Source organism: Serratia sp. MYb239 (assembly GCF_002966855.1).
GTDB classification, from domain to species: domain Bacteria; phylum Pseudomonadota; class Gammaproteobacteria; order Enterobacterales; family Enterobacteriaceae; genus Serratia_B; species Serratia_B rhizosphaerae.
This window is the reverse complement of record NZ_CP023268.1, coordinates 4,346,059-4,370,512: the sequence shown is the minus strand read 5'-3', so window position 1 is coordinate 4,370,512 and position 24,454 is coordinate 4,346,059. Positions and strand designations below refer to the sequence as shown.

Here is a 24,454-nt window from a genome sequence, read left to right as displayed (position 1 = left end):
ATGCGGTTTTTTCGCACAAATCCGGCAAAGGGCGATGAATAGCAAAAAACATTTTACTGACGGCCGTTTTTAGGGGATAAACAGCGCAAATTTATCAGTCAGGAGGGGCAATGAGCCAACTCGATCTGGGAACACAGCAACTTGAGCTGGAGCGTTATCCCCAACAAGAAGGCGCCGCGCCGCTGCAGGCGTGGGAAGCGGCGGATGAATATCTGCTGCAACAGGTGGAAAATCAGGATGTTGCCGGACGCCCGGTGCTGATTTTCAACGACAGCTTCGGCACGCTGGCCTGTGCGCTGCACGCGCTGCGGCCGTACAGCATCAGCGATTCCTACATGAGCCAGCTGGCGACGCGCCACAATCTGGCGCTCAACGGGCTGGATGCGCAGCAGGTGACGCTGCTCGGCAGCCTGGACGCGCTGCCTGAAGCGCCGGCGCTGGTGCTGATTAAGATCCCGAAGGCGCTGGCGCTGCTGGAACAGCAGCTGCGTGCGCTGCGCAAAGTGGTCGGCCCGGATACCGTGATTATCGGCGGCGCCAAGGCGCGCGATATTCATACCTCGACGCTGCAGCTGTTTGAGCGGGTGCTGGGGCCGACCCGCACCAGCCTGGCGTGGAAAAAGGCGCGTCTGATTTACGGCCAGGTGGCAGACATCACGCCGCCGGCGGCGGCGGAAACCACCGACTGGCAGCTGGACGGCAGCGATATGCTGATCCATAACCATGCCAACGTGTTCTCCCGCAGCGGCCTGGATATCGGCGCACGTCTGTTCCTGGAAAACCTGCCGAGCGATTTGGATGGCGAGATTATCGACCTGGGCTGCGGCAACGGCGTAATCGGCCTGACGGCGCTGGTGCAGAACCCGCAGGCGCAGGTGACCTTTGTCGATGAATCCTATATGGCGGTGGCGTCGAGCGAACTGAACGTGCGCCATAACCTGCCGCAGGACATGGAGCGCTGTCGTTTTGTGGTCAACAATGCGCTGGCCGGAATGGACGGCGGCAGCGCGCAGGCGGTGCTGTGTAACCCGCCGTTCCACCAGCAGCATGCGATTACCGACCAGACCGCCTGGCAGATGTTCCTTGACGCCAAGCGCTGTCTGAAAGTAGGCGGAGAGCTGCTGATCGTCGGCAACCGTCATCTGGATTATTACCAGAAGCTGAAGCGTCTGTTCGGCAACTGCGTTACCGTGGCGTCCAACCAGAAGTTCCTGGTGCTGAAATCGGTGAAAACCGGCGCACGGCGCTAAGGCTGAATCAGGGGCGCAGCACTGCGCCCCTTGAAGGTTACAGCGCCATCGCCAGCCGGGTGCCCTGTTCAATGGCCCGGCGCGCGTCCAGTTCAGCGGCCACGTCCGCGCCGCCAATCAGATGGACGCTTTTCCCCATAGCCAGCAGCGGCTGCTGCAGTTCGTGCCGCGGTTCCTGGCCGGCGCAAATCACGATGGTATCCACCGGCAGGCAGCTGGCCTGCTCCTCGCGCATGATATGCAACCCCTCGTCGTCAATCCTCTGATACTGCACGCCATTGAGCATTTTCACCCCGCGCATGCTCAGGCTGGCGCGGTGGATCCAGCCGGTGGTTTTACCCAGCCCTTCGCCCACTTTGCTGGTTTTACGCTGCAGCAGGAAAATCTGGCGCGGGGAGCGGGGGACGTCGGCGCCGGACGGCGACAGGCCGCCGCGCTGGCGCAGCTGCGTATCTATGCCCCATTCATGAGTAAACGCCTGCGGATGCAGGCTGCTGGATTCGCCGTGCTGGCTCAGGTACTCGGCGGTGTCGAAACCGATGCCGCCGGCGCCGATGATCGCCACCCGCTGGCCGACGGGTTTTTTGTCGCGCAGGACGTCCAGATAGCTCAGCACTTTGGCATTATCGATGCCGGGGATCGCCGGCGTGCGCGGCACGATGCCGCAGGCTAGGATCACTTCGTCAAACTCACGCAGATCCTGCGCCTCAACCTGCTGCCCGAGCCGCAGCGTGACCTCGTGCAGCGCCAGCTGGCGCTGAAAATAGCGCAGGGTTTCATGAAACTCCTCTTTGCCGGGGATCTGTTTGGCGATGTTGAACTGGCCGCCGATGACCGGCGCGGCGTCAAACAGCGTCACCTGATGGCCGCGGCTGGCGGCGGTGACGGCGAACGCCAGACCGGCCGGACCGGCGCCGACCACCGCCAGACGTTTGGGATGCGCCGCCGTCGTCAGCGGCATTTCGCTCTCCCGGCAGGCGCGCGGGTTGACCAGGCAGGAGGCCAGCTTGCCTTCGAAGATCTGATCGAGGCAGGCCTGATTACAGCCGATACAGGTGTTGATCTCGTCGGCGCGTCCTTCGGCGGCCTTGCGGACGAACTCGGCGTCGGCCAGGAACGGCCGCGCCATCGACACCATATCGGCGCAGCCGTCCGCCAGCACCTGCTCTGCCACCGCCGGATCGTTAATGCGGTTGGTGGTGATCAGCGGAATACCGACCTTGCCCATTAATTTACGCGTCACCCAGCTGAAACCGGCGCGCGGCACCATGGTGGCGATGGTCGGGATCCGCGCCTCATGCCAGCCGATCCCGGTGTTGATGATCGTTGCGCCGGCCTGTTCGATCGCCTGCGCCAACTGTTCGATCTCCTGCCAGTCGGAGCCGTCCTCCACCAGATCGAGCATCGACAGACGGTAGATCAGAATGAATTCGCGCCCCACCGCCTGGCGTACGGCGCGCACGATCTCCACGGCGAAGCGCATGCGGTTGGCGAAGCTGCCGCCCCATTGATCGTCGCGCTGATTGGTGCGCGCGACCAGAAATTGGTTGATCAGATAGCCTTCGGATCCCATCACTTCCACGCCGTCATAGCCGGCCTGTTGCGCCAGAACGGCGCAGCGGGCAAAGTCGGCGATGGTCTGTTCGATCTCCTGCGCCGTGAGGGCGCTCGGTGCGAACGGGTTAATCGGCGCCTGCAGCGCGGAAGGCGCAACCGGCTGCGGCTGATAGCTGTAACGCCCGGCGTGCAGGATCTGCAGGGCTATTTTGCCGCCGGCCTGATGCACCGCCTCGGTGATGGGGCGGTGATGTGCCACCTGCTGCGGTTGGCTCAGCGTTGAGCCGCCGCGGTACACCACGCCTTGGTCATTGGGCGCGATGCCGCCGGTAACGATTAGCGCGACGCCGGCCGCCGCGCGTTCGGCATAGAACGCCGCCATTCTGTGCGGCCCATCGGGCATCTCTTCCAGACCGGTATGCATCGAGCCCATCAGCACCCGGTTCTTCAGGGTGGTGAAGCCAAGATCCAGCGGCGCCAGCAGGTGTGGGTATAGGTTCATTGCTCTCTCCATTGTTTATCCCCGAATCTTGGGCACGTTCGGTTGTTATTATTTTGTTTGATCGCAAGTGGTCGGATGAGATAAATCTAGCCGCTGTCTTGCCGCTTGGGAATCTGCATTGCGCTGAATGTGATAGCCGTCATGAATCTTGGATAGCGAACAGCGTATCGGTAAGCAGTTTTGCGTTATTTATCCCTACCACCATGAACGCAGCCCCATGCCGGCTGTCGGAAGTCAAACCCGGCGCTCTGCCGGCTAGTGCGGGCTCTCTAGAATGCACGCCAGCAGCAGCTCAAACGCGGCGGCCATCTGTTCTTCCGGCACGCAGGCAAAGCCCATCAGCAGGCCGCGACGGCGGCTCGGCAGCATGTAATAGCGCGACAGCGGGCGTACCAGCACGCCGCGGGCGGCGGCGGCGGCGGCGATCGCCACGTCGTCAGCGCTGTCCGGCAGGTTGAGAATCAGATGCAGGCCGGCGTTGTTATTGAATTCGCTCAGCGCCTGTTTGCCCAGGTGCTGTTCGATCAGCGCGGTGAGAAAGGCGCGCCGTCTGGCGTACAGCAGGCGCATACGGCGAATGTGCGCGGTGTAGTGGCCCTCCTGAATAAACTGCGCCAGTGCGGCCTGGATCAGCAGATGGCCGCCGCGGTACAGCTCGGCGTGCGCGGTTTTCAGCGCTGCCGTCAGCGGTTTCGGCAGCACCACATAACCCAGCCGCAGCGCCGGATACAGCGTTTTGCTGAAGGTGCCGATATAGATCACCGGCGCATCGGCCTCCAGCCCCTGCAGCGCGGGGATCGGCTGGCCGGAGAAGCGGAACTCGCTGTCATAGTCATCCTCGACGATCCAGCCGCCGGTGTGACGCGCCAGCGCCAGCAGACGCTGGCGACGCGCCAGACTCAGCACCGATCCCAGCGGATACTGATGCGACGGCGTGACGAACATCAGCCGCGGTGCGCCGCTGACCTGCTCCGGCGGCACCATGCCGGCTTCATCCACCGGCAGCGGCCGGATATCCAGGCTGTTCATGCGCAGGATATTGCGGATGCCCCAGTAGCCCGGCTCCTCAATCCACACCTCATCGCCCGGGTTGCACAGCATGCGGGTGACCAGATCGATCGCCTGGTGAATGCCTTCGGTGATCAGAATTTGTTCCGGCGAGCAGCGCACCGAGCGGGCGACGCGCAGGTAATCCACCAGCGCCTGCTGCAGCTCCGGGCTGCCGCCCTGATTACTGTAGGTCAGCCGCTGCGGCGCGGGACGGCGGCTGATGCGCGCCTGAATCTTGCTGAACAGCTGATGCGGGAAAGCGTTGACGTCCGGCACGCCGGGGATAAATGCGCCCCACTGTTTGGGGCTGGCGCTGGCGTGCTGTAGCAGCGCGTTGCCACGCTGCGACAGTTCGACCGGGCGCTGTTCGCCGTCACTGCCGATCGGCGTGCTGGCAGCGGATAAACAGCTGTCCGGTACCGTTTCTGCGACGAATGTTCCACTTCCCTGACGGGAAAGCACATATCCTTCTGCGAGGAGTTGTTCGTAAACGGTTAAAACGGTGTTACGTGAGAGGCTAAGTTCCTGCGCCAGGTCGCGCGATGCCGGCAGTCGGCTGGAAGGCGGCAGACTGCCGTCTAGGATACTGGTTCGGATAGCGTTATACAGGCGTTTGTGCAGCTTATCATCGGGCTGTTCGCCGAGACGTTGCAGCAACAGGTCACCGCTGATCGAGCGCAATTGGATCCCTCAATTATTCGTAACTGGCACTCGATTATAGGGCCACATCCTGTGTAAATAAACGTCATTGTTTCAATAATGTGAACAAACAGTTGAACGGCTATTGACCGGAGAGCAACCATGAAAAACGCAGAACTGAACCAACGTCGTCAGCAAGCCACGCCACGCGGGGTGGGAGTTATGTGTGGTTTTTACGCAGAGCGGGCGGAAAACGCCACCCTGTGGGATGTGGAAGGCAATCAAGTTATCGATTTCGCGGCCGGCATCGCCGTGCTGAATACCGGTCACCGTCATCCGAAAGTGGTGGCGGCCATTGAACAACAGCTGCAGGCCTTTACCCATACCGCCTACCAGATTGTGCCGTATGAAAGCTATGTCACATTGGCGGAACGCATCAACCAGCGTGCGCCGATCGACGGGCCGTGTAAAACCGCCTTCTTCACTACCGGCGCCGAGGCGGTAGAGAATGCGGTGAAGATCGCCCGCGCCCATACCGGTCGTCCGGGCATTATCACCTTTGGCGGCGGCTTCCATGGCCGTACCTATATGACTATGGCGCTGACCGGCAAAGTGGCGCCGTACAAACTGGGCTTTGGCCCGTTCCCCGGCTCGGTGTTCCACGGCCAGTACCCGAACGCGCTGCACGGCGTCAGCACGCAGGATGCGATGAACAGCCTGGAGCGCATCTTCAAGGCGGATATCGACCCGAAACAGGTGGCGGCAATCGTGCTGGAACCGGTGCAGGGTGAAGGCGGTTTCAACGTCGCGCCGGCGGAATTTATGCAGGCGCTGCGCACGCTGTGCGATGAACACGGCATCCTGCTGGTGGCTGACGAAGTGCAGACCGGCTTCGCCCGCACCGGCAAGCTGTTCGCCATGGAACATTACGACATCAAACCAGACCTGATCACCATGGCGAAAAGTCTGGCGGGCGGCATGCCGCTGTCGGCGGTGACAGGGCGCGCTGATGTAATGGACGCGCCGGCGCCGGGCGGGCTGGGCGGCACTTACGCCGGCAACCCGCTGGCGGTGGCCGCAGCGCATGCGGTGATGGACGTGATTGACGAAGAGCAGCTGTGCCAGCGCGCGCAGCGTCTGGGCCATCATCTGGTGGAAGTGCTGCAACAGGCGCGGGCCACCTGCCCGGCCATCGCCGAGATCCGCGCGCAGGGATCAATGGTGGCGGTCGAGTTTAACGATCCTGCCAGCGGCCAGCCGTCGGCGGAATTTACCCGCCAGGTACAGCAAAAAGCCCTGCAGGAAGGCCTGCTGCTGCTGAGCTGCGGCGTACACGGCAACGTGATCCGCTTCCTGTACCCGCTGACCATTCCTGAAGAGCAATTCACCGAGGCGCTGGGCATTCTCTCCCGCGCGCTGGGCGAATAAGGAGCGCATGACGATGAAACTGAATAATCCCGAGCTGCTGCGTAGCCAGTGCCTGATCGACGGCGAGTGGTGCGCGGCGCAGAGCGGCAAGCGTGAAGCGGTGATCAACCCGGCGACCGGCGAGGAGCTGGCGTCGATCCCGCTGATCGGCAGCGCAGAGACCGAGCGGGCGATTGACGCCGCCCAGCGCGCCCAGCAGAGCTGGAAGCAGCAGACCGCCAAACAGCGTGCGGCGCTGATGCTGGCCTGGGCGGAGAAAATTATGGCGGCGCAGGAAGATCTGGCGCAGCTGATGACCGCCGAGCAGGGTAAATCGCTGGCGGAAGCGCGCGGCGAACTGGCCTATGCGGCATCGTTTATCACCTGGTTCGCCGAAGAGGCCAAGCGGGTAGACGGCGCGGTATTGCAGGCGCCGCAGGCGACCCAGCGGCTGGTGGTGATCAAGCAGCCGATCGGCGTGTGCGCGGCCATTACCCCGTGGAATTTCCCGGCGGCAATGATTACCCGTAAGGCGGCGCCGGCGCTGGCGGCCGGCTGCAGCATGATCGTCAAACCGGCGGAGCAAACGCCGCTGACCGCGCTGGCGCTGGGCAAACTGGCGCAGGATGCCGGCATTCCGGCAGGCGTGCTGCAGATCGTCACCGGCGAGGCGGCGCAGGTCGGCAAGGTGCTGTGCGACAGTCCGGTAGTGCGCAAGCTGAGCTTCACCGGTTCGACCGAAGTGGGGCGGATTCTGATGGCGCAGTGCGCGCCGACGATTAAAAAGCTGTCGCTGGAGCTGGGCGGCAACGCGCCGGTGATCGTATTTGACGATGCCGATCTGGATGCGGCAGTGGCCGGCATCATGGCCTCCAAATTCCGCAACAGCGGCCAGACCTGCGTCTGTGCCAACCGCATCTACGTGCAGGCCGGTATTTACGATCGCCTGGCGGAAAAACTGGTGACGGCGGTCGAAGGGCTGCAGGTGGGCGACGGCGCGGCGGAAGGCACCACGCAGGGACCGCTGATCGATAAGGCGGCGGTGGAAAAAGTGCAGAGCCATATCGACGATGCGCTGATCAAGGGGGCACAAATCGCCACCGGCGGCCAGCCGCATGCGCTGGGCCGCACCTACTTCCAGCCGACGGTGGTGACCGGCGTCACGCAGCAGATGCGTTTTGCCACCGAGGAAACCTTCGGCCCGGTGGCGCCGCTGTTCCGCTTTAAGGATGAGGAGGAGGCGGTCGCGATGGCCAACGATACCGAATTCGGTCTGGCGGCCTATGTCTTTACCCAGAACGCCGCGCGTCAGTGGCGGGTGCCGGAAGCGCTGGAATACGGCATGGTCGGCATCAACACCGGCCTGATCTCCAACGAAGTGGCGCCGTTCGGCGGTGTGAAACAGTCTGGGCTCGGACGCGAAGGATCGCGCTATGGGATTGAGGAATATCTGGAGCTGAAATACCTGTGTATCGACGTGAACGCTTAACCACCGGCGACTTAACCCTGCCCGGCGGCGCCGTTCGCCGGGTTGCAGAGGATGATTTATGCCTGCTGAAAACATCACATTCTCTTCGGCGCTTGCCGCCGGGGAGCGAGCATCTGCACCCGCCAAATCGCTGAGCTTCCTTGAAGGCGTGGCGATGATCGTCGGCACCAATATTGGTGCCGGCGTGCTGTCGATAGCCTATGCCTCCAGCAAGGCGGGGTTCCTGCCGCTGCTGTTCTGGCTGGTGCTGGTCGGCTGTCTGACGACTGTCACCATGCTGTACGTGGCCGAAGCCACGCTGCGCACCCGCGCGCATCTGCAACTGAGTGGCCTGGCGAAGCGCTATGTCGGCGGCTTCGGTTCCTGGCTGATGTTCGCTTCGGTCTGCGTCAACAGCATCGGCGCGCTGACCGCCTATATGACCGGCAGCGGCAAGCTGCTGCAATCTTTACTGGGGATCTCGCCGGCGATCGGCAGCCTGCTGTTTTTCATCCCGGCCGCCGGGGTGCTGTATCTTGGCCTGAAGGCCATCGGCCGTGGGGAGAAATTTATCAGTATCGGCATGGTGGTGATGCTCAGCGTGCTGGTGATCGCCACGCTGCTGAAAGACACCACCCAAATGGGGCGCCTGCTGGAGGGGGACTGGCGCTTTATGGTGCCGGTATTCAACGTGGTGGTGTTCTGCTTCTCAGCGCAGTACATCGTGCCGGAAATGGCGCGCGGCTTTGCCGATAAGCCGGAGCAACTGCCGAAGGCGATTATTGTCGGCATGGCGACCACTTTTGTGCTGCTGGCGGCGGTGCCGCTGTCGGTGATTGCGCTCAGCGGCCTGGATAATATCTCCGACGTGGCCACCATCTCCTGGGGGCAGGCGCTGGGGCAGTGGGCGTTCTTCTCTGCCAATATCTTTGCGCTGTGCGCCATGCTGACTTCCTATTGGGGTCTGGGCGGCAGCTTCCTGACCAATATTTTCGACAAATTCCGCCTGGGCAACGATGAACTGCCGCTGCGCCGCTTTGCTGTGCTGCTGGTGGTGGTGTTGCCGCCGTTCGTACTGGCTTACAGCGGTTTTGTGTCGTTCGTGAATGCGTTGTACTTCGCCGGCGTATTCAGCGGCGTGGTGCTGTCGGTGATGCCGATGCTGATCCTGCGCGGCGCCCGCAAGCACGGCGATATGATGCCGCGCTGGCAGTGTAACTGGATCACCCATCCGCTGCTGCAGGCCAGCATTGTGCTGCTGTATGCGGCCAGCGCGGTGTATGCCATTGCTTCGCTGCTGGGTTATTTGCCGGCGGGTTGGTAACAGACTCCCTCAAGTGGTGTGTTTTCTCTCTGGATTGAGAACGGCGGCGTCGTGGCCGCCGATTTTTTTATGATTTGTTTGCAGACAGCGCCAGCCAGGCCTGCAGCGACGGGCGCAGCCACTGCCGCTGGGCATAGCGTTGCAGCGTTTCCGGCAGCGGATCGCCCTGCATGGCGAGGCGGTTCAGCATCAACGCCAGATCGCTGTCGGCAATGCACCAATCGCCAAACAGATTTTCCTGCCCGTGCGCCAGCAAACCGCCGGCGACGGCGATCAGTTTTTCCGCCGCGGCCTGTCCGTCAGCCGACAGCGCCGGCCGTTTTTCACCGTTAAAAACTACTTCGGTCGGCCGTTCTGCACGCAGCGGCGCCAGATCGCTGCGCAGCCAGGCCTGAACTTCGCGCGCCTGAGCGCGCAGCCTGACGTCGGCCGGATACAGCGGCGGCTGCGGGAATAATTCTTCCAGATATTCATCAATGGCCGATGATTCGCACAGGGTAAAGCCGTTATGCGTCAGCGCCGGTATCCTTTGGATAGGTGAAATATCGGCATAGTCGGCATGCTGATGTTCGCCCCGGGCCAGATCGATCGGCTTGACGGAGAAGGGAATATTTTTCTCACGCAGCGCGATAAATACCGACATGGCGTAAGGGCTGAAAAAGTTGGCGTCGGTATACAGTACGGCGTTGGATTGGCTCATGGTGGGTCCTGTGATGTTGTGAGTCGGAACTGACATAAATGCCGAATAAACCATCATAAATCAACGACAAAAACTAATGAGCCATTAGTTGTATTTATATATATGTCATTGTTACAGCTCAGTATTTCAGGTTGCCTCACAGAATTGGTTAATTTCCCTCATTAATGATTTACCCCCAGCTAAAAGTGCGCTAGAAGTTACGGTAGGTTATTTTTTATTCTGTCATCTTCTTCCTTTGGGTTGTTGCTTATGTTGGATCGAATTCGCGCACACACGCCTCTTGGCCCCAATGAACTGATGTTCTGGTCGCTGCAGGGCAGCGAACAGCTCAGCCGGCCTTATGTTTTCCAGGTTGATCTACTGAGCCAGAACTTCCATATCGACCGGCGCTCGCTGCTTGGACAGACCGTCACGCTGGAAATCCCCACGCAAAATATGCTGACGCCCCGCTATCTGAACGGCAAGGTAACGGCGGCGGCGGTGCGCAGCGAGGAAATCAACGGCACGCGCTATGCGGTTTATCAACTGAAGCTGGAGCCGGATATCTGGCCGATGCTGCGCGATCGAAATTTCCGTATTTTCCAGCAGCAGACGGTGCCGGACATCGTCAAAACCCTGCTGGCGGAACAGAACGTCGTCTGTGAGGATCAACTGACCGGCAGCTATCGCCAGTGGGAATACTGCGTGCAGTATCAGGAGAGCAGCTACAACTTTATCAGCCGGCTGATGGAGCTGGAGGGCATCTACTACTTCTGGCGTCATGAGATGGGCAAACAGACGCTGGTGCTGATGGATGCGCCCCAGCAGCATAAGCCGTTTGAAGGCTACGAAATTATTCCCTACCACGTTACGCCTTCCGGCGGCAGCACCCGCGAGGAGGGCGTCAGCCGCTGGGCGGTCAACGATGTCGTCACGCCGGGGATTTACAGCATTGACGACTACGACTTCCGCAAGCCGAACGCCTGGCTGTTTCAGGCGCGGCAGAACCCCGCTTCGCCGCAGCCGGGGCAGATTGACGTCTATGACTGGCCGGGGCGGTTTGTCGATCATCAGCACGGCGAGTTTTACGCGCGCGTTCGCCAGGAGGCCTGGCAGGCGGAGCACCAGAAAATCAGCGGCACGGCGACGGCATTGGGCATTGCGCCCGGACACACCTTTACCCTGCACAATGCGCCTTACGCCGGTGACAACGGCCAGTATCTGGTGACACAGGCTGAATATCACCTGCGTGAGAACCGTTACGCCAGCGGCGGAGAGAGCAGCGAGCACCGTATCGACTTCAACGTAATGCCGGCGGATGTGCCTTTCCGGCCGGAACAGCTGGCCGAGTGGCCGAAGACCTGCGGGCCGCAGACCGCCAAGGTGGTGGGGCCGAAAGGGGAGTCGATCTGGACTGATAAATATGGCCGCATCAAAGTGAAATTCCACTGGGATCGGCTGGCGGCGGGCGACGACACCAGTTCCTGCTGGGTGCGCGTGTCCAGCGCCTGGGCCGGGCAAGGCTTCGGCGGCGTGCAGATCCCGCGAGTTAACGACGAGGTGGTGATCGACTTCATCAACGGCGATCCCGATCGGCCGATCGTCATCGGCCGCGTGTATAACGAAGCCAGCATGCCGCCGTGGGCGCTGCCGGCCGCCGCTACCCAGATGGGCTTTATGAGCCGCTCCAAAGACGGCACGCCGGACAACGCCAACGCACTGCGTTTTGAAGACAAGGCCGGTTCGGAACAGGTGTGGATCCAGGCCGAACGCAATATGGATACCAACGTTAAAAACGATGAAAGCCACTCCATCGGCAGCAACCGTACCAAAACCGTCGGCGCCGATGAAACCAGCCATATCAAGCAAAACCGCACCAAAAATGTTGACGGTAATGAGACGGTCGCCATCGGCCAGAACCGCACCAAAACCATCAGCGGTAATGAGACCACCACCGTGAAGCAGAACCGCACTGAAACGGTGGAGGGCAGCGAAACCCTGACGGTGCAGCAGAGCCGTAATGAGACCATCACCGGCGATCACTCGGCCACGGTAAAAAGCAACCATACCTCGACGGTGGACGGCAACCAGGTGATGACGGTCAATCAGGATCGCACCCGCACCGTAAACGGCAATGAGAAGGTCAGCGTGGTGAAGAACCGTAACGTGGATGTACAGGGCCACCAGACGCTGGGCGTTACCGGTAACCGTACGGCCTCGATCAGCGGTAATGAGAACAAGACTATCACCAAGATGCAGGATGTCAGTATCGGCGAGGGCCGCAAGATCGTGATCGCCGGCGGTGATACGCGTTATACCGACGGTGCGGTAAGCGACAGCGCGTCGCAAAGCTTCAATATCAGCGTGGGTGACTCTGCCGGTATCTCGATTTCGCCCGGCAACATTGAGATTGTCGCCGGCGGCGCCAGCATCACCATCAACGGGAGCGGTGTTATGGTCAACGGCACCAAAATAGAACTCAATGCCTGAGCAGATATCCATGATGCAGAGTCACGCAAGAAACCCCACCGAGCAACTGATGGCCCAGTTGGAAGTGCAGTGGCTGGAGGCCAGTGAGGATCCGGCCGCGCGGCTATTTATCTGGCGGGTCAAGGCCAATGCCGAAAGTATTGTGCATGCATTTATCGCGCTGCAGCAGCAGCCGCCGAGCGACTACAGCGCGCCGGATCTGTTTATCGGCTTTATGGCGCCGTTCGACACCGGTTACGGCTACAGCCGGGCGCTGGCGGATGAGCTGATAGAGCGTTACGAGGCCAGCGAAGACGCGCAGGGCTGGGAGTTTGAGTCCCGTTTGCCGTGCTTTAGCGCCGCGCAGTGGCAAACCCTGCTCGGCGATTTTGCCGGCCATCATCGCGAACAGTTGCGCTATGTGGTGGCGGTGATGACGCCGGAGCATATCAGCAATGAGGCGGCGTTGCAGCGCTGGCTGCAGCAAAACGTCGAGCGCATTGGCACCGGCGTGCGCGTGATGTTGATCGATACGCTGGAGCAGCCGACCTGGCAGGCGCTGCAGCAGGCATTTCCCCAGCGTGTGCGGCTGATAACGCCGGATATCGACGGTATGGCGCTGATGCAGCAAACCGCCAGCCAACTCAGCGATCGTGATGGCGACCGCCTGCGCTGCCGTCAGTTGATGACCGATGCGGTATTGCTGCTTGAGCACGGCACGGCGCAGCAGGTTGAGGCGCGTGCCGGCATGGCGCTAGCGATTGCGCGTAAAAAAGGCTGGCTGGAGCAGCAGGTGGTGATGCACAACATCGTCGGCGGCGGCTGGGTAAAGGGCAATGCCGCCGCTAAAGCGGTGGAGGCGTACCGTCAGGCGCAGCAGGTGGCGCAGGGCATCGGCGATCCGCCGCTGCGCGCCACGCTGCAGATGCAGAGCGCCTTTGGCGAAGGCGGCGCCTGGTTCAGCGCCGGCGAATATCAGAAGGCGGCCGGCGTCTATCGGTTGGCCGCAGGGCTGGCGCAAATGGCGGGCAACCGCATGTTGGCTATCGAAGGAATGCGGATGGCGGGGCGCTGCCTGGTGCTGGGCGGCGAGGAGAGCCAGGCGATGGCGGACTATGCGCAGGCGATCCACGCCGCGCGGCCGCTGTCCGCCGAGGAGCGTGCGCAAACCACTTTGCCGCTGGCGCTGCAGGATTTACTGCACATTCAGGATGATAAAAGTGCTAAGGCGCTGGAGCACTGTGCAGAAGAGTATCAGCAGCGCAAGCAGCAGCTGATTTTACGCGCGGAAGGCGAGGTGGCGCAGCAGGGGGCGACGCCACAGTCGGTGCTGCTGGCGGAAAGTCGCCTGCAGCAGGCGCTGGAGCAGAGTTTCCAGCAGGCGCGCAATCAGCGTGAGCTGCTGATCCTTGAAAGCTACCCCGGTTTTCGTCAGGCGATCGCCATCGGTCGCCAGTATCTGCATCCGCACTGGAACGGCCTGCCGGAGATCGCCCATCCGTTTGATGCGCCGACCGGCGAATGGTCACAAATGCCGCAAAGCATGGCGCTGCCGTCGGAAGATGCCGCCGGTGAGTTTACTCAGCAACACGAAAGCAAGGACAAAGCATGAGGAAGGTGGTGATTATTGTGGCGATCACGCTGTTGGTGATCGGATTTATCAGCCTGTCGAACAGTGAGCTGGCCAGCGAGGCGCGCAATTTCCTGCGTGCCTTGCTGCGGGCGCTGTTCTAACGTCGGAACCAGGGAGGGTATAACCGATGCATTCCAGTTCACACTTTGACCCCCAGCTGGGGATCGATATCCATACCTATCCGTTCGGGCCGCTGCCGACGCCGCATATCGGCCTGGTGTTCGACGTCTTTGACTATATTCCGATTATCGGCACCACGGTGAACGTCAACGGCATCAAGCGCGCCAGCGCCGGTACCGGCGGCATGGCGGTGCATATCCCGATCGGCGGCCCGTGGCTGCCGCCGCTGCGCGTACCGGGCGGCCCGCAGTTGAATGACGACGAGTTGTTTATGGGCAGCCGCACGGTGCGGGTGGACGGCGAGCCTTTCGCACGGATGACCATGCCGGTGCTGAGCTGCAACATGCTCGGTATGATGCCACCGTTCCGTCCGAAGCGCGCCGCCGAGCCCAAACCGCTGTCGCTGACGATGCCGCTGACCCTCAACCTGGCGATCCCCAGCCGGGTGACAGTCGGCGGGCCGTCTACCATCAACGTGACGGCAATGCTGATGCGCGCCGGCCTGTTCGGCCTCGGCAAAGGGCTGAAAAAACTCAAAAAAAGCGCCGGTTACGGCAAGTTTATGAAGAAGTTTCAGGCGCTGCGCCAGAAGCTGTTTAAAAACATGGACCCCGGCTTTCTCAAGTGCAAGGTGCTGCGGGCCGAGCCGGTGGATATCCGCGACGGTAGCGTGGCGTTGGAGCATCAGGACTTCCTGCTGCCGGGGCGGATGCCGCTCTCCTGGGTGCGCAGCTATTCGTCGGCGGATATCGATGAGGCCGGTTATTGCGGCTACGGCTGGGCGACGCCGGCGGATATCAGCCTGACGCGCGATGCCGACGGGCTGATGCTGCTGATCCGACCGGCGGGCATGACCGCCTTTGGTGACCTGCCGACGTTACCGGGGCGCGAGCACGCGGCGGTGGGCCTGCCGGATGGCGGGCGGCTGTGGTGGCAGCAGGAGGAACGGCAGCGACGCTGGATCTACGAAGACAACGACGGCGTGCAGCATCATTTTGACGACGACGACGGTGACGCGATGCCGCTGGCGGCGCTGGGCGACCGCAACGGCAACCGCTGGCAGTTTGTGCGCCGGCAGGGGCAGCTGACTCGGCTGGCGGAGTACGCCGGCGCGGCGACGACCGGGCGCGAGGTGCATGTTACCGTCGAGCGCGGGCGCATCATCGCCATGCGCCTGTATGAGGCGGCCAACGACGCCTACTCGCCGCTGACCCGCTATGAGTATGATGGCGAGGGGCAGTTGGCGGCGCAGATTGATGCGCTGGGGGCGGCGCGGCGTTTCGGCTATCAGCGCCGGCACATGACGCAGCACCAGGACCGCAACGGCCAGCGCTTCTATTATGACTACGATGCCGACTGGCGGGTGGTGCACGCCTGGGGCGACGGCGGGCTGTATGATTATCGCTTTGTCTATCACGATGTGCTCAATGAAGTGGCGGTCACCGACTCGCTCGGCCATACCTCGTATATCCGCTTCGACAGCGGCGGGTTACCGATTAGCGAGATCGACCCGCTGGGCGGTAACACGGTGTTTACCTATGACGATCTGGGCCGGCCGCTGAGCGTGACGCAGGCGGACGGGCGACGCTATCAGTGGGAGTACGACCCGCAGGGGCAGATCGCGGCGGAGATCGGGCCGGACGGCAGCCGGTTGAGCCTGGAGTATAACGCACTGGCGCAGCCGGAGACGCTGGTCGACGAGAACGGCGCGCAGTGGCAGATGACGTACGATGCGCGGGGCAACCTGCTGTCGCAGAGCGATCCGACCGGTGTGACCCGGCGTTATCGCTATGATGCGACGGGGCAGCCGGAGGAATATCTGGGGGCCGACGGCGAACGGCAGACGCTGGAGTATGATCGCTACGGCTTCCCGCAGCGGGTGACGAGTAATCAGAGCGGGACGTTGCAGCTGCGCTTTGACGTGCGCGGCAACCTGCAGCTGAAAACCGATGCGCTGGGGCAGCAGACCCGCTATGAGTATGATGCGAAGGATCGGCTGACGGCGCAGCTGTCCGCATCGGGCACACAGGTGGCGATCGACTACGATCGCGAAGATCAGCCGGTATGCTACCGGGATGAGGCGGGTCGTGAGACGCGGCTGCGCTATAACGGCACCGGAATGGTGACGGAGTGTCAGACGGCGGACGGCGAGCGGGTGGCGTACCAGTATGATACCGAGGATCAGCTGACGGCGGTGGTGAACCCGCTGGGGCAGGCGTGGCAGCTGCAGCGTGACGCCCTGGGGCGGGTGACGGAGGAGCGTGACTACTGGGGGCAGGCGACCGGCTACCAGTGGGATGCGGGCGGCAGCCTGCTGCAGCGCACTGATGCGCTGGGTGGCACGCTGACGTACGCCTACGACCGGGCGGGACGGCTGCAGGAAAAACGCAGCGGCGACACGCTGCTGACGCGCTACCGCTATGCGGCGGACGGGCAGCTGACGCAGTGCGAGAACCGCTGGCGGCAGCTGGCATGGCGCTACGACGCGGCGGGCCGGCTGCTGGCGGAGTCGCAGGACGGCTTTACGCTGCGGCACCACTACAATGACGCCGGGCAGCGTATTCTGCGTGAGAGCGACGGCGGACACCGGGTGGCGTTCAGCTGGAGCACGACGGGGCAGCTGGCGGCGATAGGGCTGAATGACGATGTGCCGGTGGCGCTGGGCTATGACGCGGCGGGTCGGCTGTGCCGGGAGCAGCTCGGTGAAGGGCTGGTGCGCGAGCTGACGTATGACGGCGAGGGGCATCTGACCGCCCAACGCACGCTGCAGGATGAACTGCCGCTGTTCTCGACCGGCTATCGTTACGACCTGCAGGGCAACATGACGTCGCGGGAGGACAGCGGCTGGGGCACGGACCGCTATCAGTATGACGCGGTGGGACGGCTGCTGGCGCACGTCGACCCGGCGGAGCGGGTGCGGCGGTTTATGCATGACGCGGCGGGCAACCGGCTGGCGCTGACGGTGCGGGCGGTGAACGAGACGGCGGAAGGGTGGTTCCGCGAGGGCTGGCACAATGATACGCGCTACGTGTTTGACCGTGCGGGCAACCTGCGGCAGCGGCGCTATACTGACGGCAGCCGGCAGGATTTTGTCTGGGATGAGAGCCTGCAACTGGTGGCGGTGCATCAGGGCGAGTCGGTCACGCACTATGCCTACGACGGGCTGGGTCGGCGGATTGGCAAACAGACGGCGACGGAGAGCCGCTGGTTCTACTGGCAGGGCGATGCACTGCTGGCAGAGGTGGCGGAGCCGGGCGGCGAACCGCTGCATCCATTGGCGCTGTACGACGTGGCCGGCCGGCTGCAGCGAGAGAAGCGGCAGGCGGCGCTCTTTAACAATCTGCGGGAATACGTTTACTACCCCGGCAGCTTCCGGCCGTTCGCGCTGCTGACGCAGCAGGACGGGGTACGCAGCAGTTACCACTACCACTGCGATCCGAACGGCGCGCCGGTGCGGCTGACCGATGTGCAGGGCGGGCTGGTGTGGTCGGAACAATGCGGGGTTTGGGGTGAGCCGGGGGTGGTGCATGCAGACCGGGTGGCCAACCCGTTGCGCTTCCAGGGGCAGTACTTTGATGCGGAAACGGGGCTGCACTATAACCGTTACCGCTACTACGATCCGCAGACCGGGAGCTATATCAGTCAGGACCCGATAGGGCTGGTGGGGGGGATGAACCCGTATGGGTATGTGCATAATCCTAACAGCTTTATAGATCCGCTGGGGCTGGCTGGATGTAGCGCGGGAAAAGTAACTGGCGATATTAAAACTCTGAGGGAAAAAATCCGTTTAGCTAGAAATGGTGATGTTTCCGCTCAAGCAGAAATAGCTTACGCCAAGTACATGAGAAGCAAAGGCAATCATGTTCATTTTAACACCCCGCCTAATCGTTCAGTATCAATGGCTGACTTTACTATTAATGGAGTGCAAGTTGATACTAAACTTCTTAGTGGTATAGGTGGTAATGCAGCTAAAAACGTAACAAAAGGTGTAAAACAGGTTGGTGATAATGGAATTGTTCAAGTCATTAGAAGTTCAGACTCGAAAAACACATTAGGTCAATTTGAAGAGTTCTTCGGTGGATTTAAGCCTAATAATCCTTCAGTGACGGTTGATGTAATAGACCAATCTGTATTGGCACCATTCTGGAAATTTTAGATCATGATAACTAAATCAAACATTCTAATAGATTATAAAAGTAAAAGTGAGCTAGAGGAAAATTTAAAGAAATTGATCTCTTGCTTTGATATTGATTTCTCTATTTCAGAGTATGACTATTTCAATATTGACGAATATAAAGAGTATGTAAAAGGCAAAGAAAATTATGTTCATGACGACATAAGATTTATTGACACTTTAAGTGATGTTGATTTTTTATATGAAATAGAGTTGGGAACATCGCTTTCATCGATTGAAAGTAATTATCTTCCTGTATTAACTGACTTTATTGCCCAGTCGTTGTCATTTAAATTGCTTTGCAATGCAATAAGTGGATTTAATTCATTGAATGGCGAGGAAGGATGCCCTGTAACATACTTTTCAAATGGGAAGGATGTTATAAGTTTTGCAGATTATGACTCATCAATATGGAAAAAAGTAACTTGGATTAAATCATAATATTTAAATCCGGGAAGATCCTCTCTGGATCTTCCCGTTTTTTACCTATTTCTATGGCAACATATTACCCTACTGAACCTGAATCACCACCTTACCAGGCATCACGTTGATCACCAACGGTTGTCTAGTTAGGCTGCGCTGTATCAACCAATCTCCGTCAGATACATTCCTCGTTATCACGTATCTAATCCGTTTTGATATCGGGTATGTTCTCGTTTTTCAATCAGTCTGTATTTACATCACTATTTGATTTAAAATAATTTTGTGCAGATAAAACTATCAGGGTAGGGCGGTAGCGTATGAACTACGATGCAAAATCTAGGGGTATTGCAACAGGAATTGACGTTAATAAAAATTCATCAACAGGTGAAGTGTTCAGAACCGATGGAACGTGGGGGAGTTTTAAATCATATCCTAATGGCGCCCATATTCCTCTTGATGGCTCATCTTATTGAGGTTATTACTATTAATTTGTTAGAAATAGAAAGGAAAGTATCGTATCTTCCTACAATTATAGATATATCAGATGAAATTAATATAATTAAAAATCTGATGAGGGTTAGCTATGATGATTTAAATGAAAATATGGATATTTTTAAATCAATCATAAGTTCATTGGAGATGTCTCATGCTGATATAGGTTTTATGGAATTGAATTGTGAGAATGAAAAGATATTTGTTGATTTCTACCTGTGGTTAAAGAAAATAAATTCAGATCTTAATTTTGGAATTGGAGAAAACACCATGGATGTTTTTAGTTTGACAGTTGAAGATGTTAAAAGGTTAATGTCGTAAATCAAGTTATAAGAATATGGACGTCGACAACAAGAAAATGGATTAAGTTTAACCCGCCTAAAGGTTTTTTGGGTAAATTATAATAACGAGAGCAAGGGTTATAGCTGACGCAGCAGTTACCGCTATCACTGCGACCCGAACGGCGCACTGGTGCGGCTGACCGACGTGCAGGGCGAGCTGGTGTGGTCGGAGCAATGCGGTGTCTGGGGTGAGCCGGAGGCGGTGCATGCAGACCGGGTGGCCAACCCGTTGCGCTTCCAGGGGCAGTATTTTGATGCGGAGACGGGGCTGCACTATAACCGCTACCGCTACCGCTACCGCTACCGCTACCGCTACCGCTACCGCTACCGCTACCGCTACCGCTACCGCTACCGCTACCGCTACCGCTACCGCTACCGCTACCGCTACCGCTACTACGATCCGCGACCGGGAGCTATATCAGTCAGGATCCTATTGGGTTAGTAGGTGGGGTAAATATTTATCAATATGTTCTGAATCCATCTGGTTGGCTCGATCCCTTGGGACTTTCTACCTGTGCTGTTAACACTCTGAAAAATGCCCGAAAGAATGATTATGCAATATCTTCTGCTCAGAGACAGAAAATTATTGATTCTATAGATAATAATAAACTTAAAAGTATGTTCTAGGAATTATATAGACCTGGGGCGAATATTCCTGATGGAGGAACAGCCGCATCTATACTTCATACAAAAACTACTGGGCAGCTAGTTGGAGGTTCAGACCATGTAGCCAAAGGAAAAAGTTATTTAGAAGCCTTGAAAAAGCTTACGAATGGTACAGGGAAATATAAGGGGTAAGTCATGAGTAATTCTGATTGTAGTTTAGCAAGTTATATGTTTGGTGATCTAAAACAGGCATTGGGGGTTATTCCATGATAATAGATGATGCTATTTGTGAACTGAAAGAAAAGTTCTCTATTTTTAATGAAACATATGACGGGGATGATGATGTTTATCTAATATATGGGGCTTTTGGGATGTTTACCTTGGATGTGATTAACTTGTACATGTCAGGTTGTAATTCACCTCAAAACTATTTTTATTCTGATTTGAAAACATTATATAAAACCAGTGAGTTAAGGCTGCCTGAGGTCGAAAATATATTTTCATATGTCGATAAGATTTTTATTGAGTATAAGGTAGAAATGAATGATGTTTTAAATACTTGCATTTTTGAAGCATGGATGGGTAATGACTATAGTTATAATTTGGCTAGAAAATATCTCAGTAAAGAGACATGCAATCATTATCTAGATATAACAAAAAGAGTGATTTGATTATCTTGATTCAGGAAGTGTTATTTTAAGTAAATTACGATTTTTTATCTGTTAAACAGGAGAGAAATATTCGGGTGAACTTCAACGATAATGAAGTAAGGAAAAGGAAGTAAATGTCAGTAATTTTCAACGGTAATGGCAATGTCTTGGTAGCTTCCGGTCGTTCGCGCTGCTGACGCAGCAGGACGGGGTACGCAGCAGTTACCACTACCACTGCGACCCGAACGGCGCGCCGGTGCGGCTGACCGACGTGCAGGGTGGGCTGGTGTGGTCGGAGCAATGCGGGGTCTGGGGCGAGCCGGGGGTGCACTATAACCGCTACCGCTACTACGATCCGCTGACCGGGAGTTATATCAGTCAGGATCCGATAAGGTTAGAAGGTGGGATAAACCTCTACGCCTATGCGCCGAATCCGCTGGGTTGGATCGACCCTCTTGGTCTAAGTTGTTCTCCTACATTTAACCCTCAAAAGAAATTTAAATATAAAGAGGGAGAGATGTCAGTTATGAAGTATATTTTAAATGGGCATGCTAAAGATGCACTCTAGGAAAGTACAAGTAAGTTCTTAACAAATAGTCCAAAGAAAATAACTAAATATATCAATGAGTATTTAGAAAAAGGGACTTTATCTTCTAATGGTAAAGAGTTGATTTATAAATTTTCCAGAGATATAGGAACAAACCTTGATGGCAAGACAACAAAAACAATAAAATTATTTATTGACTCAAAAGGTTGGGTAAGAACAGCATTTCCTTTATGAATGAAATGAAATTAGAGGATAAACTATGAAAAAAAACACATTAGATGCGTTAGCTGAATCAATATCTAACAGTGAAAAAATAAGAAAAATAATTATCAACAATATTCTGAGGGAAGAGAGTAAAGAAATTAGATTAAATCTTGTTTACATTACCTATTATTTTTCATCTAGGTGTGTATTAATAGAATATTATGCTGAGGATAATGAGTATCCGGATGTAGAGATGAAATTTGATGATTTAATTGACTTTGTTAAAAAATAACACTGTGAGCCGGAGTAGATATATTAATTACTCCGTATTTTTACAAGTTTGTTTTTTATTAAAATAGAATCAGCGGTTAGGTAATAAGTTTATTATTTTCAACAGTAATGGCAATACCCTAGCAGCTTCCGGTCGTTCGCGCTGTTGACGCAGCAGGACGGGGTACGCAGCAGTTACCACTACCACTGCGATCCGAACGGCGCGCCGGTGCGGCTGACCGACGTACAGGGCGAGCTGGTATGCTCGGAGCAATGCGGGGTCTGGGGCGAGCCGGGGGCGGTGCATGCAGACCGGGTTGCCAACCCGCTGCGCTTCCAGGGGCAGTACTTTGATGCGGAAACGGGGCTGCACTATAACCGCTACCGCTACTACGATCCGCAGACCGGGAGCTATATCAGTCAGGACCCGATTGGGTTAGAAGGTGGGATAAATCTCTATGCCTATGCGCCGAATCCGCTGGGTTGGATCGATTATGCGGGGTACTTACACGGGAGCTATATCAGTCAGGATCCGATTGGTTGTTGGGGAGTGAGCTTGGATCAGTATGTGGAAGACCCATTAATGTGGTTCTGCTTACCGGGCTTAACCGCTAAAAATACTATCGCCGTTTTTATCGCCGCTGTAATGTAAGCAACAAAAAAGCCACCGTGAAAGGTGGCTTAATCGTATGATTCTAAATATAAATTCTGGTGGCCCCTGTTGGGTTTGAACCAACGACCAAGCGATTATGAGTCGCCTGCTCTAACCACTGAGCTAAGGGGCCATGCGGCAAGGATTATACGGTAGGGGATAGCGCAGGTCTACAGGCAGAATGTTGTGTGGTGCTTTTATACACAGCTGTAGCCTGTTGTAATTGCTGACGGATTTTGCGATAACCAACGCTATGACTTGCTAAGGACCGTCGACATTATGGAACTTCTGGCGCCCCATCTGCGGGTGGTGTTTTGTGGCATCAATCCCGGCCTGTAAGTACCCCGCATAATCGAACCATTCACATTTAGAGATCTTCCGGCATACTCACTCTGTCAACGAAGGAGATCGCTATGCGTAAAGCCCGTTTTACTGAGCATCAGATCATCGCCGTGATTAAGTCCGTTGAAGCCGGACGAACTGTTAAGGATGTTTGCCGCGAGGCAGGTATCTCTGAAGCGACTTACTACAATTGGAAGTCTAAATACGGTGGCATGGAAGCTTCTGATATTAAAAAAATAAAAGATCTTGAGGACGAGAACCGACGTCTCAAGCAGATGTTTGCCGACATCAGCCTTGAGAACCGGGCATTGAAAGACGTTATCGAAAAAAAGCTTTGAAACCAGCCTTTAAGCGTGAGCTGGTCACACATCTGATAACGACGTTTGGACTGAGTATCCGTCAGGCCTGCCGGAGCCTAAACCTGAGCAGAACGGTTTACCATTACCGCCCGAATACTACGCGTGACGAGCCTGTTATTTCCGCCTTACTGGCTGCCGCCGAACGGTATCCACGCTATGGTTTTCCAAAGTTGTTTCAGGTTCTGCGACGGCAGGGATATCCGTGGAATCACAAAAGGGTCCACCGTATTTACTGTCTGCTGAAGCTGAATTTTCGTCGCAAAGGCAAGCAGCGTCTGCCGGTACGTAATCCATCACCGCTCGCTACGCCTGAAGCGTTGAACCAGAGCTGGTCTGTTGACTTCATGCATGACGCCCTGATCTGCGGTCGTCGTTTTCGCACGTTCAATGTCGTCGATGACTTTAATCGAGAGGCACTGACGATTGAAATAGACCTGAATCTACCCGCCCAGCGAGTGGTTCGTGTTCTCGACAGGATAGCGGCAAACCGTGGCTATCCGATAATGCTTCGCATGGATAATGGCCCGGAATTTATCTCTCTGACACTGGCTGAATGGGCAGAAAAGCATGCAGTAAAGCTGGAATTTATCAAGCCGGGGAAACCAACACAGAATGCTTTTATTGAACGTTTTAATCGGACATACCGTACAGAAGTACTCGATTTTTATCTGTTCCGAACACTGAATGAAGTGCGTGAGCTCACGGAGAAATGGTTGTCAGAATATAACTGTGAACGTCCGCATGAATCGCTGAATAATATGACACCGGAGGAGTATCGCCAACAGCATTACCAGGCCGAGATCTCAAAAAGTGCATGGAACTAAAGTGGGTCTATTTACAGGCCTTTCTTCCGCCCACCGCGGCTATCCGTTTGCCAATGCCAGCAACCGTTTCTGGAAGGTGATTCATCTGGCGGGGTTTACCGCCCGCCAGCTGGCGCCGGAGGAGTGGCAGCAGCTGCAGGAATACGGCTGCGGCATTACGGCGCTGGTTGCGCGTCCGACGGTGGCGGCCAGCGAGCTGGCGCGTGAGGAACTGCGCCGCGGCGGCGAGGCGTTAAGCGATAAAATTCTGCGCTGTCAGCCGCGCGCACTGGCGATTCTCGGCAAACAGGCGTTCAGCGATGCCTTCGGCATCCGCAAGGTGAGCTGGGGGCGACAGGCGCTGATGATTGGCGATACCGAGGTGTGGGTGCTGCCCAATCCCAGCGGGCTTAACCGTGCGACGCTGGAGTCGCTGACGGACAGCTATCGTCAGCTGGCGTCGGCGTTGGAAAACAGATAATAAAAAACCCCG

At 57.1% G+C, this 24,454-nt stretch carries 18 protein-coding genes, 1 tRNA gene and 3 pseudogenes; 18 read left to right on the top strand and 4 right to left on the bottom strand.

Translation table 11 applies throughout. From position 1 onward, the window contains the following. The first annotated feature begins 110 nt into the window (after nt 1-110). A complete protein-coding gene (rlmG, locus tag CLM71_RS20855; RefSeq protein ID WP_105232702.1) occupies nt 111-1,250 on the top strand; it encodes a 23S rRNA (guanine(1835)-N(2))-methyltransferase RlmG in 1,140 nt (379 codons plus the stop codon). A gap of 37 nt (nt 1,251-1,287) precedes the next feature. Here the strand turns inward: rlmG and CLM71_RS20850 are convergent, their stop codons facing one another. Together CLM71_RS20850 and CLM71_RS20845 are read right to left on the bottom strand one after the other, a co-directional pair. Then, a complete protein-coding gene (locus CLM71_RS20850) occupies nt 1,288-3,309 on the bottom strand; it encodes an FAD-dependent oxidoreductase (protein WP_105232701.1) in 2,022 nt (673 codons plus the stop codon). 255 nt (nt 3,310-3,564) lie between these two features. Next, complete coding sequence (locus tag CLM71_RS20845; protein ID WP_105232700.1) at nt 3,565-5,040, bottom strand: PLP-dependent aminotransferase family protein; 1,476 nt, start codon at nt 5,038-5,040, stop codon at nt 3,565-3,567. Nucleotides 5,041-5,160: 120 nt separating this feature from the next. On the opposite strand from CLM71_RS20845, the gene CLM71_RS20840 reads away from it, so the two are divergent. The 3 genes from CLM71_RS20840 to CLM71_RS20830 are packed head-to-tail and all read left to right on the top strand — an operon-like array spanning nt 5,161 to nt 9,197. Next, entirely contained in the window at nt 5,161-6,426 is a 1,266-nt protein-coding gene (locus tag CLM71_RS20840; protein WP_105232699.1) for a 4-aminobutyrate--2-oxoglutarate transaminase, read from the top strand. Nucleotides 6,427-6,439: 13 nt separating this feature from the next. Continuing rightward, the gene (locus CLM71_RS20835; RefSeq protein WP_105232698.1) at nt 6,440-7,894 is read left to right on the top strand and encodes an NAD-dependent succinate-semialdehyde dehydrogenase; all 1,455 of its coding nucleotides are present in this window, start codon (nt 6,440-6,442) and stop codon (nt 7,892-7,894) included. Between the two features lie 58 nt (nt 7,895-7,952). Then, nucleotides 7,953-9,197: an amino acid permease gene (locus CLM71_RS20830; RefSeq protein ID WP_105232697.1), complete on the top strand. Its 1,245-nt coding sequence runs from the start codon at nt 7,953-7,955 to the stop codon at nt 9,195-9,197. Nucleotides 9,198-9,264: 67 nt separating this feature from the next. On the opposite strand, the gene yfcF is transcribed toward CLM71_RS20830, so the two are convergent. Then, nucleotides 9,265-9,897, bottom strand: coding sequence for a glutathione transferase (gene yfcF / locus CLM71_RS20825; RefSeq protein ID WP_105232696.1), 633 nt, complete (start codon nt 9,895-9,897; stop codon nt 9,265-9,267). Nucleotides 9,898-10,146: 249 nt separating this feature from the next. On the opposite strand from yfcF, the gene CLM71_RS20820 reads away from it, so the two are divergent. From CLM71_RS20820 to CLM71_RS20765, 12 genes and pseudogenes are all read left to right on the top strand, one after another. Continuing rightward, entirely contained in the window at nt 10,147-12,366 is a 2,220-nt protein-coding gene (locus CLM71_RS20820) for a type VI secretion system Vgr family protein (protein WP_105232695.1), read from the top strand. A 10-nt stretch (nt 12,367-12,376) separates the two neighbouring features. Further along, nucleotides 12,377-13,957: a hypothetical protein gene (locus tag CLM71_RS20815; RefSeq protein WP_105232694.1), complete on the top strand. Its 1,581-nt coding sequence runs from the start codon at nt 12,377-12,379 to the stop codon at nt 13,955-13,957. Then, nucleotides 13,954-14,079, top strand: a complete 126-nt coding sequence (locus tag CLM71_RS24385) for a hypothetical protein (RefSeq protein ID WP_255414259.1) — start codon at nt 13,954-13,956, stop codon at nt 14,077-14,079. Before CLM71_RS20815 ends, CLM71_RS24385 begins: the two co-directional genes overlap by 4 nt. A gap of 26 nt (nt 14,080-14,105) precedes the next feature. Beyond that, nucleotides 14,106-18,254: an RHS repeat-associated core domain-containing protein gene (locus CLM71_RS20810; RefSeq protein ID WP_234008600.1), complete on the top strand. Its 4,149-nt coding sequence runs from the start codon at nt 14,106-14,108 to the stop codon at nt 18,252-18,254. Nucleotides 18,255-18,257: 3 nt separating this feature from the next. Next, nucleotides 18,258-18,713 carry a hypothetical protein gene (locus CLM71_RS20805; RefSeq protein WP_105232693.1) on the top strand — a complete coding sequence of 152 codons (456 nt, stop codon included), beginning with the start codon at nt 18,258-18,260 and terminating at the stop codon, nt 18,711-18,713. A 309-nt stretch (nt 18,714-19,022) separates the two neighbouring features. Further along, complete coding sequence (locus CLM71_RS20800; RefSeq protein ID WP_105232692.1) at nt 19,023-19,508, top strand: hypothetical protein; 486 nt, start codon at nt 19,023-19,025, stop codon at nt 19,506-19,508. 108 nt (nt 19,509-19,616) lie between these two features. Next, nucleotides 19,617-19,808, top strand: a pseudogene (locus CLM71_RS24505) (RHS repeat domain-containing protein); the annotation flags it as partial. A 102-nt stretch (nt 19,809-19,910) separates the two neighbouring features. Next, nucleotides 19,911-20,044, top strand: a pseudogene (locus CLM71_RS24500) (RHS repeat-associated core domain-containing protein); the annotation flags it as partial. A gap of 356 nt (nt 20,045-20,400) precedes the next feature. Further along, a complete protein-coding gene (locus tag CLM71_RS20785; protein WP_105232689.1) occupies nt 20,401-20,805 on the top strand; it encodes a hypothetical protein in 405 nt (134 codons plus the stop codon). Between the two features lie 235 nt (nt 20,806-21,040). Further along, the gene (locus CLM71_RS24495; protein WP_370446963.1) at nt 21,041-21,352 is read left to right on the top strand and encodes an RHS repeat-associated core domain-containing protein; all 312 of its coding nucleotides are present in this window, start codon (nt 21,041-21,043) and stop codon (nt 21,350-21,352) included. A gap of 238 nt (nt 21,353-21,590) precedes the next feature. After that, complete coding sequence (locus CLM71_RS20770) at nt 21,591-21,827, top strand: hypothetical protein (protein ID WP_105232688.1); 237 nt, start codon at nt 21,591-21,593, stop codon at nt 21,825-21,827. Nucleotides 21,828-21,941: 114 nt separating this feature from the next. Then, nucleotides 21,942-22,307, top strand: a pseudogene (locus CLM71_RS20765) (RHS repeat-associated core domain-containing protein); the annotation flags it as partial. Between the two features lie 207 nt (nt 22,308-22,514). On the opposite strand, the gene CLM71_RS20760 reads toward CLM71_RS20765, so the two are convergent. Next, nucleotides 22,515-22,590: transfer RNA gene (locus tag CLM71_RS20760), tRNA-Ile, on the bottom strand. A gap of 280 nt (nt 22,591-22,870) precedes the next feature. Here CLM71_RS20760 and CLM71_RS20755 point away from each other — a divergent pair. After that, nucleotides 22,871-23,982, top strand: a protein-coding gene (locus CLM71_RS20755; RefSeq protein WP_105232687.1) for an IS3 family transposase whose coding sequence is annotated in 2 segments (ribosomal slippage) — nt 22,871-23,132 and nt 23,132-23,982 — 1,113 coding nt in all. Because the reading frame shifts where the segments join, the coding sequence is not laid out codon by codon here. Between the two features lies 1 nt (nt 23,983). Then, the gene (gene mug / locus CLM71_RS20750; protein WP_234008598.1) at nt 23,984-24,442 is read left to right on the top strand and encodes a G/U mismatch-specific DNA glycosylase; all 459 of its coding nucleotides are present in this window, start codon (nt 23,984-23,986) and stop codon (nt 24,440-24,442) included. Nucleotides 24,443-24,454 lie beyond the last annotated feature (12 nt).